This is a genomic window from Caenispirillum salinarum (assembly GCF_044803115.1).
GTDB lineage: Bacteria > Pseudomonadota > Alphaproteobacteria > Rhodospirillales > Rhodospirillaceae > Caenispirillum > Caenispirillum salinarum_A.
The window spans coordinates 4352729-4366042 of the sequence record NZ_CP085224.1; the positions used below are offsets into that span (position 1 = coordinate 4352729).

Consider the following 13314-nt stretch of genomic DNA (forward strand, 5'->3'; position numbering starts at 1 on the left):
CGGACCTCCCGACATGACCGGCGCCGCCAACCCCGAGGACCACTGGCGCGGAGCCGTGGTCTACCAGGTCTACCCGCGTTCGTTCCGCGACGGATCGGGGGACGGCATCGGCGACCTGCCGGGCATCATCGAGAAACTGCCCTATATCGCGTCGCTGGGCGTGGACGCGGTGTGGATCTCGCCCTTCTTCGCCTCCCCCATGCACGACTTCGGCTACGACGTCAGCGACTACCGCGCCGTCGAGCCCATGTTCGGCACGCTGGCCGATGCCGACCGGCTGGTGGCGGAGGCGCATCGCCTCGGGCTCAAGGTGCTCATCGACTTCGTGCTGGCGCACACCAGCGACGAACACCCGTGGTTCAAGGACAGCCGCGTCTCGCGCGAGGGCGAACACGCCGACTGGTACATCTGGGCCGACCCCAAGCCCGACGGCAGCCCGCCCAACAACTGGCTGTCGGTCTTCGGCGGCGGCGCCTGGGGGTGGGAGCCGCGGCGGCGGCAGTACTACCTGCACCACTTCCTCAGCACCCAGCCCAAGCTGAACCTGCGGCACGAGCCGGTGGTCAACGCGCTGGAGGAGATTGCAGCCTGGTGGCTGGACCGGGGCGTGGACGGCTTCCGCCTGGACGCCGTCGACTTCATGGTCAGCGACCCGGAGATGCCGGACAACCCGCCGCATCCGACGCGCCGCGTCGCGCTGCGCCCCTACAACATGCAGCTCCACGAGAACGACCTCGCCCACCCGGAAACGGTGGACGTGCTCATGCGCCTGCGCCGGGTGATGGACGACTACCCGGACACCTTCGCCATCGCCGAAGTGGGCAGCGAGCCGGCGAAGATGACCCCGCTGGAGCGCGCCGAGTACTACACGGCGCAGACCCATGACCCGCGCATCCACATGGCCTACACGCTCGGCCTGATGAAGGGGCCCGGCACCGCGACGGCCTTGCGCGAGGCCATCGATCACGTGGAGACGCACATCAATTCCGGCTGGCTGTGCTGGGCGTTCTCCAACCACGACGTTGAGCGCGTGGCCAGCCGCTGGGGCGACGGGTCGCCTGCCTCGGCCAAGCTGTTCAACGCCCTTCTGCTTTCCCTGCGCGGCGCGGTCTGCGTCTATCAGGGGGAAGAACTGGGCCTGACCGAAGCCGACGTGCCGCGGGATCGCCTGCGCGACCCCTACGGCATCACCTATTACCCCCACTTCAAGGGCCGCGACGGCAGCCGCACCCCCATGCCCTGGACCGACGAGGCGCCCGCCGGCGGCTTCAGCGACTCGGGCGAAGCGGACCTCTGGCTGCCGCTGCCGCCGGAGCACCTGGAGCGCTGCGTGGCGCGGCAGGAGGCCGACGGCGAGTCGGTGCTGGCCTGCTGGCGACGGTTCGTTGCCTGGCGCCGCACGCAGGACCCGCTGCGCTTCGGCACCCTGGCGATGCTGCCCGCCGAGGACCCGGTGCTCGCCTTTGTGCGGGAGCATGACGGCAGCCGCCTCGTCTGCGCGTTCAACCTTGGGGCGGAGCCGGCGACGGTGACCCTGCCGGCCGGCTTGGCGGCCGCGGAAGGCCACGGCTGGACCGCCACCGCCCCGGCCGCGGACGGCGCTGTGCAACTGGACGGCTGGGGCGCGTGGTTCGGCACGCGCTGACATTTCCGTACTGGCCGATGGCCCCAATGGCGCGGACGTATTACAGTTTCCACAACCGAAGGGGTAACGGCCGGTATTATACCGACTGGGGAGGATCGCCGTGGGCCAGAGGACCGTCATCCGCACCCGCCGCCACCGCCGTTGGATGACGGCGGCGCGATTCGCGGCGGCGGGACTGATGATCCTGGCGCCGGCGATGCTTTTTCCGCCGCGCGCCGACGCCCGTGACCTGGTGGTGCAGAGCGCCTTCCCGCCGGGAATGGCTGCGTTCTCGGAAAGCGAGACGCGCATCTCGGCGGGCGTCGAGTCACTCACCGGCGGCAGCTTGACCCTCCGCTTTGTGGGGGCCGGCGGGATCGTCGAACCGCAGCATCTGCTGGAAGCCGTGCGCGAGGGCTCCGTTCCCGTCGGCTTCGATTGGATGGGCTATCATGCCGATCGCGTTCCCCTTGGCGGGCTTGTCGGCTCTATGCCATTCGGCCCCACTCCCTGGGAGTTGTCGGGCTGGCTGTATACCGGCGGTGGCCTCGCGTTTCTCGAAGCGGCCTACGCCCGCCTGGGCATCGTCGTCCTGCCATGCGACATGCTGCCATCCGCTGCCGGCGGCTGGTTCAAATCCGAAATCCGCACGGTCGAGGACTTGAAGGGCCTGCGCATCAGGATCGCAGGCCTCGGCGCAGAGGTCCTGAAGCGGCTGGGTAGCGTCCCCTCAAAGGAGCCTGTGGCCCGAATCTACGACGCGCTGGCGGAAGGCCGCCTCGACGCGGTGGAATTCGCAGCCCCACTGATCGACCAGAGCTTCGGCTTTCACCACTTCACGAAGTACTATTACTTCCCGGGCTGGCATCAGCCGGCCAGCCTGAACATCCTGCTTGTCAACCGCACCGTCTGGGACAACCTGGAAGAACGCGAACGGGCTGCCCTGCGCAAGACCTGCCGCGAGAATGTCCTGCTGGGGCTGGCTGAAGGCGTTGCGCGACAGACGGAAGCCGTCGAGGCTGCCGTCGAGCGTGGAATAGAGGTGCGTCGCTTCCCCGGCCCGGTCCTGGCTCGTCTCCGTGCCGTATCCCGCGAGGTGGTAGCAGAAGCAGCCTCCCGTCATCCGCTGGCCGCCGACGCGGTGGCGTCTCTCAGCGAATACGTCGAGCAGGCGCGCCGTTGGAGCGCCCTGCAAGCGCTGCCACGCTAGGTGCGGGAGCCGGTACGATGTCGCGAACCGCACGCTACTTCCGCCGCACCGGCCGGCAGCCCGGCTCCTTTCTGGTCATCGGGCTGGCGCTGACCCTGCTCATCTGGCTCATGGGCGGCGGGTTCGCCTGGCATTCCCGCGCAACAGAGGAAGACCGCGCCCACGACATGGCCCGCGGCGTCGCCGGAACCCTGGCGTTCAACGCCGCCGCCACGCTGGGGAACATCGGCGCGGCCCTGCGCGACCTCTCGCAGGAACTCGGCGACAACTGGTCGCGCTACACCTTCGAGCGTTTCCGCGCCACGGCCCTGCTGCGCACGGGCCTTAGCGGCGTGCCGGCGGTGCGGGATGCGATCGTTCTGGACGCCCAGGGCAACGTCCTGCACCGCCACGACCGACCGGAACCGGTGGACCTGTCGCTCGCCGACTGGGCGGCCTTCAGCGCCCACGCGACGGAAACCGACGACATCCTGCGCCTGTCCGTGCGGCCCGGCGCCGACGAGCCGCTTACCGCCAGCCGCCGCATCACCGGCCCGGACGGGCGGTTCATGGGCGTGGTGCTGATGACGCTCGACCGCGCCGTCCTGCAACGCGAGATGCATGCGGGGCGGCTGTGGGACGGGGCGGTGGTCGGCCTGCACGCCGCCGACGGCACGGTTCTCGCGCAGACGTCCGGCGCCGAACACCCGCCCGTGCCGATGCCCGAGCAGTTCGCCGAGGCGCTGACGGATCCGCAGGAGCCCGGCGCCGCCGCCCCCGACGTTTCCGAAGCCAGCGACGGCAGCGACTACATCGTCGCCTTCGACCGGGTCGGCACCCTGCCGCTCGCCGTCGGCATCGCCGTTCCCAAAGCCGAGGCGCTGGCCCGGTGGCGCGAGGACACAACCCGCTATTTCCTCCTGCTGGTGACGCTGACCCTTGTGCTGGTGGTGACGGGACTGTCTCTGCGCCGGGCGGTGCGCGCGCTGTCGGAGAACCAGCGGAAGGTGACCGAGAACGAGCGCCGCTTCCGCTCCATCTTCAACAACGCCGGCGCCGGCATCGCCCTGGTCGACGACCACGGCAAGGTGGCCGAGATGAACGAGGAATTCGCCCGCATCCTCCACCGCGACCGCGGCGACCTCATCGGCCGCGACCTGCTGGAGCTGAGTCACCCGGACGACCTGGAAAGCAGCGCCGAGCAGGCGTGGACCGTGCGCCGCGGCGAGGCGCTGTCGGCACAGTACGAAAAGCGGTTCCTGCTGCCCGGCGGCGGAACGGTTTGGGTGGAGGTCTCCCTGAGCCCGCAGCTGGACGTCGCCAGCCGCGACCTGGCGCCCGTCCGGCCACACGGCAGCGTGGTGGTGGCGCGCGACATCACGTCCCGCCGGGCGGCGCGGGAAGTGATCCAGGAAAAGACCCGCGCGCTGGAACGCTCCAACGTCGAACTGGAGGAATTCGCCTACGTCGCCTCCCACGACCTGCAGGAGCCGCTGCGCACGGTGGCAAGCTACCTGCAACTCCTTGAACGCCGCCACGGCGACAAGCTGGACGGCGACGCGCGGGACTACATCCGCTATGCCGTCGACGGGGCGCACCGCATGTCCGGACTGATCCAGGACCTGCTGCAGTATTCCCGCGTCGGCCGCATGGGACGCCCGCTGGCGCCGCTGCCGCTGGCGCGCCCGCTGGCCTCGGCGGTTCATGGGCTGGCGAGCGCCATTGCCGAGAACGGGGCGAGCGTCTCGCTGCCCGACGACCCGCCGGTAATCCTGGGCGACGAGCCCGAAATCACGCGCCTGTTCCAGAACCTGATCGGCAACGCGATCAAGTACCGCCACCCCGACCGCGCGCCCGAAGTGCAGGTAACCCTTGCCGAAGGCGAGGGCGAATGGATCATCGCGGTAGCCGACAACGGCATCGGCATCGAGGGCCGCTACTTCGAGAAGGTCTTCAAGATCTTCCAGCGCCTGCACGGCCGCGACGAGTACGACGGGACCGGCGTCGGGCTGTCCATCTGCAAGAAGATCGCCGAGCGCCACGGCGGCCGCATCTGGGTCACCAGCACGCCCGGCGAAGGCTCGGTGTTCCGTGTCGCCCTGCCGAAACTGAAGACGGAGGCGGCGAGACGCCACCGGGACGCGGAGGTCGCGTGACAACCGCCCGGCGCCCCTGCCTCAGCGCATCCACATGTCGGCACCACCCATGGCGTTGCGGGCGACCTGCACGTCGGCCGGGTCGGCGTAGCTGGAGTCTATGACGCGGGCGAAGAACTCGTCGCGGCAGGTGATGGCATCCGGCCCCGCCGCCGCCCAGCACTCCAGCGCGTCCTCAGCCGGGCGCAGGGCATGGGCGGGGGTGCCGTTCTCCTTCAGCGAGGCCAGCAGGTTGCGCGCGTCGGCCAGTTCGCCCAGCCATTCCTGCGGCAGCGTATCCTCGGGCGCGCCAGCCATGGCCGGGGCCGCGAAGGCGGCGGCGGCAGTCATGGCGGCGGCGGCGATAGTCGTGGCGAGACGGTTCATGGTCTCCTCCTGATCCTCGGCTCGTTGTCCGTTATAAGAACAATGGCCGAGGACTTGGGCGGGACGCAGGACCAAACGGTGTCAATTGTCGGGCATCCTGAAAGGCATCAGCCGCAACTCTGCCGCAATGGGCGTCGAGCCGTGGATCAAACCAGCGCCCGCTCCACGTCACGGATCAGGTCGCCGGCATCCTCCAGCCCCACCGACAGCCGCAGCAGGCCCGGCGTCAGGCCCTGGGCGGCCTTCTCCTCGTCGGGCAGCGAGGCATGGGTGGTGGTGGCGGGATGGCAGGCGAGGCTTTTGGCGTCGCCAAGGTTGTTGCTGATGTCGATCAGCTTCAGCGCGTTGAGAAAGGCGAACGCCGATTCTTTGCCGCCCTCCAGTTCCACCGCGACGATGCTGCCGCCGGACTTCATCTGGCGCATGGCAATATCGTGCTGCGGATGGCTGGCGAGGCCGGGGTAGAGCACGCGCGCCACACCCCGGCCGACGCGGCTTTCCAGGAAGCGCGCCAGGTCCAGCGCGTTGGCGCAATGGCGGTCGACGCGCAGGTCGAGCGTCTCCATGCCCTTTGCCAGAACCCAGGCGTTGAAGGGACTCAGGCACGGGCCGGTGTGGCGCAGGAACAGGGCAAGGCTGTCGGTGAACCATTCCTCGTCATCGGTCAGCACCGCACCGCCCAGACAGCGGCCCTGGCCGTCGATGTGCTTGGTGGCGGAATAAATCACCACGTCGGCGCCCAGTGCCAGGGGCCGTTGCAGGATGGGCGTGGCGAACACGTTGTCGACCATCACCTTGGCGCCCGCCGCATGGGCCAGTTCACAGACCGCCGGCAGGTCGATGATTTCCAGCGTCGGGTTCGACGGCGTCTCCAGGAAGACGGCCTTGGTCGGTTTCGCCAGCGCCGCCTCCCACGCCGCCAGGTCGGGGCCGTGGACGAACTCCACCTCGACGCCCCAGGTGGGCAGGATCTGCGCGATGATGTGGCGGCACGACCCGAACAGGGCGCGGCTCGCCACCACCCGGTCGCCCTGCTGCACCGTGCAGGCCAGTGCGGCGAACACTGCCGCCATGCCCGACGCCGTGGCGCGGCAGAATTTAGCGCCCTCCACCAGCGCCAGGCGGGTCTCGAAGACCTCGATGGTGGGGTTGCGGAAGCGGGAGTAGACGTAACGGTCGGCCTCGCCGTTGAAGCTGGCCTCCGCTTCCTCCGCCGAGCCGTAGACGAAGCCGGAATTCAGGTACAGCGCTTCCGACGTCTCGCTGAAGGCCGAGCGCGTCTGTCCGCCGCGCACCATGCGCGTGCGGGGTGCCCAGTCGTCGGGCGACGGCGGCGTGGGCAGGTCGATGGCGGGAAAGCGCGGGGTGGCGTCGTCGGCCATGGCGGGAATGCCTCCTGAAACACAAAAGCCCCGACCGGTTTGCGTGGCGGTCAGGGCTGCGTCTCGGCGGCCTCGACCTTTTAGCGGTTTGTTTTACGTGGCCGCAAGCCGGTCGCCCAAATCACCACGTCCACTTTCCGTAACGGAAACCGGGGACTGCGTCAACCGCTCGCTTGACGATCTCGCGCCGCCGCCCCACATGCGGGCGCCAGACCCCGGCGTTGCGTGTTGCCGTTGGGTTCCTCGCGCTGTACCCTGCGCCGCACTCTGTGAAGCGGGCGCCGGACCACCTTCGGCGCGGGAGACGGGAGCGAGAAGACGGTGAAGTATGTGAGCACCCGGGGCGAGGCTCCGGCTCTTTCCTTCGACGACGTGCTGCTGACGGGCCTGGCCCGCGACGGCGGGCTGTACGTGCCCGAGTCCTGGCCGCACTTATCCTCCGACGAAATCCGCAGCCTCCGCGGGCTGTCCTATCCGGACCTGGCCGTCGCCGTCATGCGCCCCTTCGTGGAAGGCTGCCTGACGGACGAGGAACTGACCGACCTCGCCACGCGCTCCTACGCGCCGTTCGAGCACAAGGCGATCGCGCCGCTCAAGCAGATCGGCCCCGACCGCTGGATGATGGAGCTGTTCCACGGCCCGACGCTGGCCTTCAAGGACTACGCCCTGCAGTTCGTCGGCAATGCCTTCGAGCATGTGCTGAAGAAGCATGACCGGCGCATCACCATCGTCGGTGCCACCTCGGGCGACACGGGCTCCGCCGCCATCGAGGCGACGCGCGACCGCGACAACATCGACATCTTCATCCTGCACCCCAAGGGCCGCGTGTCCGAGGTGCAGCGCCGCCAGATGACCACGGTGACCTCGGCCAACGTCCACAACGTCGCCCTGGAAGGCACCTTCGACGACTGCCAGGACACGGTGAAGGCCCTGTTCGCCGATAGCGCCTTCCGCGACGAGATGGGTCTGAGCGCGGTGAACAGCATCAACTGGGCGCGCATCATGGCCCAGGTGGTCTATTACTTCTGGGCCGGGCTTGCGCTGGGCGCGCCGGACCGTGCGTGCTCCTTCGCGGTGCCGACGGGCAACTTCGGCAACGTCTTCGCCGGCTACGTCGCGCGGCGCATGGGTCTGCCGGTGGAGAAGTTCGTGGTGGGGTCCAACCGCAACGACATCCTGACCCGCTTCTTCGAGACCGGGTCCATGACCATGGAAGGCGTGGTGCCGACCATCAGCCCGTCCATGGACATCCAGGTGTCGTCCAACTTCGAGCGCCTGCTGTTCGACGCCACCGAGCGCGACGGCCAGGCCGTGAAGAACCTGATGAGCGGCTTCCGTCAGTCGGGCAGCTTCACGCTGGATGACGAGCCGCTGGCCGAAATCCGCAACCTGTTCTCGGGCCTGCGCCTGGACGACGCGCAGACGTCCAGGGTCATCGCCGACACCTACCGACAGACCGGCGAGTTGGTGGACCCGCATTCGGCCATCGCGCTGGCGGCCGCCGAGGCGAAAGGGCTGCCCGCCGGCGTGCCCGTGGTGGCGCTGGCGACGGCGCACCCCGCCAAGTTCCCCGACGCCGTGGAGGCCGCCAGCGGCGTCCGCCCCGGCCTGCCCGAGCGCCTGGCCGACCTGCTGGAGCGCCCGGAGCGGTTCGACGTGGTGGAGAATGACGTCGCCGCCGTGCGCACCCATATCAAGAAGACCCTGCTGGTTTCCTGAACCGTTCACGAGGACCCTGAATGAGCATCTCCGTCACCACCCTCCCCAACGGCCTTCGCGTCTGCACCGACCGCGTGGACACCGTGGAGACCGTCAGCCTGGGCGCCTGGGTGGACGTCGGAACCCGCCACGAGCCGGCGGAGATCAACGGCATCTCCCACCTGCTGGAGCACATGGCCTTCAAGGGCACGGAAACGCGCTCGGCCATCCGCATCGCCGAGGAGATCGAGGCCGTCGGCGGCATGCTGAACGCCTACACCAGCCGCGAGCACACGGCCTACTACGCCAAGGTGCTGAAGGACGACACGGAGCTGGCAACGGACATCATCGCCGACATCCTCCAGAACTCCACCTTCGACGCCGAGGAACTGGCGCGCGAGCAGGCCGTGGTGGTGCAGGAGATCAACCAGGCCGAGGACACGCCCGACGACATCATCTTCGACCACTGGCAGGCCGCCGCCTACCCGGGCCAGGCGCTCGGGCGGCCCGTGCTGGGGACCGAGGAGATCGTGCGGTCCATGACCCGCGACACCCTGTTCGACTTCATGCGCGACCGCTACACCGCGCCGCACACCGTGCTGACGGCGTCGGGCAACATCGAGCACGATGCCTTCGTCGAGATGGTGGAAAAGCGCTTCGGCACCCTGCCCGCCCACTCCGGCCGCACGGAAGAGGACGCCACCTACGTCGGCGGCGAATTCCGCGAGGACCGCGACCTGGAGCAGGTGCATGTGGTGCTGGGTTTCGACGGCGTGAAGTACGACGACCCCGACGTCTACGCCATCCAGGTTCTCAGCCAGTTGATGGGCGGCGGCATGTCGTCGCGGCTGTTCCAGGAAATCCGCGAGAAGCGAGGGCTGGTCTACGCCATCTACAGCTTCGCGTGGTCGTTCCGCGACTCCGGCCTGTTCGGCATCTACGCCGGCACCGGCGAAGACGAGGTGGCCGAACTGGTGCCCGTCATGGCCGACGAACTGCTCAAGGCCGGCCGCGCCATCACCGCCGACGAACTGGCCCGCGCCCGCGCCCAGATCAAGGCGGGGCTTCTGATGGGCATGGAAAGCACCACCAACAGGTGCGAGCAACTTGCCCGGCAGATGCTCGCCTACGGCCGCCCCATCTCCATGGAGGAAATGGTGGAGAAGGTGGAGGCGGTAACGGTCGACGACATGACCCGCCTCGCCCGCCGCCTGGTGGAAACCCCCATGACGCTCGCCTCGCTGGGCCCGCTGGAGCGGATGGAAACGCTGGACACGGTGCGCGGCCGGCTGGCGGCTTGAGGGTCGTTGCCGCGCACGACAGAAAGCACTAGCCTGCGCCAAAATGGGTTGCGGCCCCAGCGTCGGCGCGTTAAGTCGTGCTTAACACAGCCCGCCTCGCTTAGCCGGAAGCTTGTCTTCCGTGACGCGCACCAGGCGGGCTTTTTCGTGTCCGAACGTCTGTTCACCAAGCCGCACCTTTCAACGCCGCAGCACCTGGACGTCCTGCGAGGGCGGGGCCTTAGGATACCGGCGCCCGAAATGGCGGCCCACTACCTGAACACGGTCGGCTACTATCGGCTCTCGGCCCACTTCAAGCCGTTCGTCGACGACACAAACTCGGAGGCCTCGTTCCAGGCGCCACGTTCAACGACGTGCTAGACTTCTACATTTTCGACGGGAAGCTCCGGCATCGGTGCATCGATGACCGTTCTTCGCAACATCTGCGCGCACCACGGCCGCCTCTGGAACCGGCATTTTTCCGTGGCGCCAACCACCTATCAGCCGCTGTCCATGTTCTTCCTGGACAACAACACATTTTACACGCAGGCGATGGTGTTGAAACTTCTGCTTGACCGGATCGCGCCTGACCATCGGTGGCACGAGCGACTTGACGACCTGTTGACGGCCCACCCGAACGTCCCGGCCGAAAAGATGGGCTTTCCCAAGCGGTGGCGCCACCTAAAGCCCTGGCACTAGCTCACGCATGCCCCGCCGTATCGCTCAGGCGGCTCATGTCGATGCCCATGAGCTTCATGGCCGTGTTCCACTTGGCCTCGTTGTCCTCGCCGAACAGAAGCTTCTCGTCCGGCGGGCAGATCAGCCAGGCGTTTTCCTTCAGTTCCTCGTCAAGCTGGCCCGAGCCCCAGCCGGCGTAGCCCAGGACCATCAGGCGGCGGCGCGGGCCGCTGCCCTTGGCGATGTCCTTCAGCACGTCCGCCGTGGCGGTCAGCGAGATGTTGCTGTCCACCGGCAGCGTACCCTCGTCGCGGTAGTCGGCCGTGTGCAGCACGAATCCGCGTGCCGCCTCCACCGGGCCGCCGAAGTGGACGCGGATCGACTGGGTGCCCACCCCCGGCTCGATGTCCATCTGCTCCAGGATGTCGTCGAAGGACAGTTGGTCGATGGTGCGGTTGACCACCAAACCCATGGCCCCTTCAGACGTGTGGGCGCAGACGTACACGACGGTGCGGCTGAAGTTGGTGTCCTCCATCGCCGGCATCGCCACCAGGCATTTGCCGACAAGGTATCCGGACTCGGAAAGCGTCTTGGTCATGACACACCACTTATGCCGAACGGGCGCGCGGAGCAAGGCCGGCGAGGCCGTTTCCGCGCTTCCATGCCCCGATAGTCTATCACGAGGGCGCGAGGGCCTCACCACTCCATCGGAATCGGCTTGTCCTTCCAGGGGGGGCAAGCCATATCCTGGACCAGCCGTTCACATTGCCGTTTCCGGAACAAAGAGGGGTCCGCCGTCCCGTGTCCGCCGTCCTGGTTCACCCCGTCCGCCTGCTGTCGCTCCTGCTGCTTGCCCTGCTGGCGGTCCCGCCCGCCACGCCGGCCTCGGCGCAGTGGGCAGAGCTGAATTCCTCCAGCTGGGTTGAAACGCCCGAGGCGGACATCCGGCTGATTTCCAAGGCGGGCGCGACGGGTAGTCGCGACGAGATCACGCTCGGCCTGCACTTCGACCTGAAGGGCGACTGGAAGGTCTATTGGCGCGACGCCGGCGACGCCGGTTACCCGCCGGAGATCGACTGGAGCGGGTCGGAAAACATCGCGGCGACCGAAATGCACTACCCCGCCCCGCACCGGTTCAGCGTGCTGGGCATCCAGTCCGCCGGCTACAAGGACGAGGTGATCTACCCCATCACCGTGCGCCTTGAAGAGCCGGGCAAGCCGCTGACGGCCAGGGCAGCCCTCGACTACCTCATCTGTTCCGACATCTGCGTGCCCGGCTCGGCGGAACTGGCGCTCGCCGTCGCCGGCGGCCCCGGCGGTCCCAGCCAGTTCGCCCACGCCATCGAAAGCTGGGAGGCCCGCGTGCCCGGCGACGGCGCGGCCCACGGCCTGTCGCTGGCCGAGGCGGTGGTGGAGACGGGTGGCGAGCAGCCGGTGCTGCGCGCCATGGTCACCGCCGATCCGCCGCTCTCCGGCGACCCGGACATCTTCGTCGAGGGAGCGGAGGACCTGCTGGTCGGCCCGCCCGAGGTGACCCTCAAGGACGGCGGGGCCACCGCGATCCTGCGCGCGCCCATCCGCGAGGGCGGCCTGCCCGACGCCGAGCCCGTCAGCCTGACCATCGTCCAGGGCGACCGCGGCATGACCGTGCCCGCCACGCCCCAGCCGGTGGCGCCGGAGGGCATCGACTGGGCGGTGTTCGGCACCATGCTCGGCCTCGCGCTGATCGGCGGGCTGATCCTCAACGTCATGCCCTGCGTGCTGCCGGTGCTCAGCCTGAAGGTCATGGGCGTGGCCCAACTGGGCGGGGCGGAGCGGCGCACCGTGCGCCTGTCGTTCCTGGCGGCGGCGGCGGGCATCATCGCCACCTTCCTGGTGCTGGCCGGCTTGGCCGCCGGGCTCAAGGGCCTGGGCGTGGCGGTGGGCTGGGGCATCCAGTTCCAGCAGCCGCTGTTCCTCATCGCCATGGTCGTGCTGCTGAGCCTGTTCGCCGCCAACCTGTTCGGCTTTTTCGAGGTCCGGCTGCCCGGTGCGGTCTCGGACATGAGCGCCGGCCACGGCAACCCGCACTCGCTGGCCGGTCACTTCGGCTCGGGCGTCTTCGCGACCCTGCTGGCGACCCCCTGCACGGCGCCGTTCCTGGGCACCGCCGTCGGCTTCGCGCTGGCCGCCGGGCCGCTGGAGATCGCCGCCGTCTTCGCCGCGCTGGGGCTGGGCATGGCCGCGCCCTACCTGACGCTGGCCGCCGCGCCGGGCTTCGCCCGCGCCCTTCCCAAGCCGGGGGCGTGGATGCTGACGGTCAAGAAGGTGCTGGGCGTGGCGCTGGCCGCCACCGCCGCCTGGCTCATCTGGGTTCTGTCGGCCCAGATCGGTGACACCGGGGCGCTGGTGGTGGCGGCGCTGATGGTGGCCGCCGTCGCCGTGCTGGGGGCCAAGGCCCTGCTCAAGCGTCCGCGCGGCGTCGTGGCCTCGTCGCTGGTGGCGGTGCTGGCCGCCGCCGCCTTCGCCGCGCCCTATTACGCGCCGGTGAAAGGCGCATCGCCGAGCAAGGCCGCCGCTACCGACTGGCAGCCCTTCGACCGCGCCGCCATCCCCGATCTGGTCGCGGCCGGGAATACCGTGTTCGTCGACGTCACCGCCGACTGGTGCGTCACTTGCCTGGTGAACAAGGAGGCCGTGATCGAGCGCGGAGCGGTGGCCGAGGCGCTGAAACGGCCGGGCGTGGTGCCCATGCAGGCGGACTGGACGAACCCGGACGACGCCATCTCGCGCTACCTCAACAGCTTCGGGCGCTACGGCATTCCCTTCAACGCCGTCTACGGCCCCGGCGCCCCCGAGGGCATCCCGCTGCCCGAACTGCTGACGGAAGGCGCGGTGATGGAGGCGCTGGACAAGGCCCGCGCGCCCGCCAGCGGCTGACGCTTGAACCCGGTGCCGCCGC

Annotated in this window: 11 protein-coding genes and 1 riboswitch; of the genes, 8 read left to right on the forward strand and 3 right to left on the reverse strand. The window is 68.9% G+C overall.

Annotated elements, in window-relative coordinates:
* Window positions 1-13: 13 nt before the first annotated feature.
* The 3 genes from LG334_RS20060 to LG334_RS20070 all read left to right on the forward strand — a co-directional run bounded on the left by LG334_RS20060 (window position 14) and on the right by LG334_RS20070 (window position 4969).
* Window positions 14-1645 (forward strand): alpha-glucosidase family protein, encoded by a 1632-nt coding sequence (locus tag LG334_RS20060; RefSeq protein ID WP_404380840.1) that lies wholly within the window; start codon window positions 14-16, stop codon window positions 1643-1645.
* A 100-nt stretch (window positions 1646-1745) separates the two neighbouring features.
* Window positions 1746-2834 (forward strand): TRAP transporter substrate-binding protein, encoded by a 1089-nt coding sequence (locus LG334_RS20065; protein ID WP_404380842.1) that lies wholly within the window; start codon window positions 1746-1748, stop codon window positions 2832-2834.
* Window positions 2835-2851: 17 nt separating this feature from the next.
* Window positions 2852-4969 (forward strand): ATP-binding protein, encoded by a 2118-nt coding sequence (locus LG334_RS20070; protein WP_404380844.1) that lies wholly within the window; start codon window positions 2852-2854, stop codon window positions 4967-4969.
* Window positions 4970-4990: 21 nt separating this feature from the next.
* Here the strand turns inward: LG334_RS20070 and LG334_RS20075 are convergent, their stop codons facing one another.
* Together LG334_RS20075 and metZ are read right to left on the reverse strand one after the other, a co-directional pair.
* Window positions 4991-5335 (reverse strand): hypothetical protein, encoded by a 345-nt coding sequence (locus tag LG334_RS20075; RefSeq protein WP_404380846.1) that lies wholly within the window; start codon window positions 5333-5335, stop codon window positions 4991-4993.
* Between the two features lie 146 nt (window positions 5336-5481).
* Complete coding sequence (metZ, locus tag LG334_RS20080) at window positions 5482-6717, reverse strand: O-succinylhomoserine sulfhydrylase (RefSeq protein ID WP_404380848.1); 1236 nt, start codon at window positions 6715-6717, stop codon at window positions 5482-5484.
* A gap of 60 nt (window positions 6718-6777) precedes the next feature.
* A riboswitch (SAM riboswitch) is annotated at window positions 6778-6855 on the reverse strand.
* A gap of 183 nt (window positions 6856-7038) precedes the next feature.
* On the opposite strand from metZ, the gene thrC reads away from it, so the two are divergent.
* The 4 genes from thrC (at window position 7039) to LG334_RS20100 (ending at window position 10394) form a co-directional block, all read left to right on the forward strand.
* On the forward strand, window positions 7039-8436 hold the full coding sequence (thrC, locus tag LG334_RS20085; protein ID WP_404380850.1) for a threonine synthase: 1398 nt from the start codon (window positions 7039-7041) through the stop codon (window positions 8434-8436).
* A 20-nt stretch (window positions 8437-8456) separates the two neighbouring features.
* A complete protein-coding gene (locus LG334_RS20090; protein ID WP_404380852.1) occupies window positions 8457-9716 on the forward strand; it encodes a M16 family metallopeptidase in 1260 nt (419 codons plus the stop codon).
* A gap of 147 nt (window positions 9717-9863) precedes the next feature.
* Window positions 9864-10076: a hypothetical protein gene (locus tag LG334_RS20095; protein WP_404380854.1), complete on the forward strand. Its 213-nt coding sequence runs from the start codon at window positions 9864-9866 to the stop codon at window positions 10074-10076.
* 42 nt (window positions 10077-10118) lie between these two features.
* On the forward strand, window positions 10119-10394 hold the full coding sequence (locus tag LG334_RS20100) for a hypothetical protein (protein ID WP_404380856.1): 276 nt from the start codon (window positions 10119-10121) through the stop codon (window positions 10392-10394).
* Window position 10395: 1 nt separating this feature from the next.
* On the opposite strand, the gene LG334_RS20105 is transcribed toward LG334_RS20100, so the two are convergent.
* Window positions 10396-10971, reverse strand: coding sequence for a YqgE/AlgH family protein (locus LG334_RS20105; RefSeq protein ID WP_404380858.1), 576 nt, complete (start codon window positions 10969-10971; stop codon window positions 10396-10398).
* Between the two features lie 203 nt (window positions 10972-11174).
* Between LG334_RS20105 and LG334_RS20110 the strand changes: the two genes are divergently transcribed.
* The gene (locus LG334_RS20110) at window positions 11175-13292 is read left to right on the forward strand and encodes a protein-disulfide reductase DsbD family protein (protein ID WP_404380860.1); all 2118 of its coding nucleotides are present in this window, start codon (window positions 11175-11177) and stop codon (window positions 13290-13292) included.
* Window positions 13293-13314: the final 22 nt, after the last annotated feature.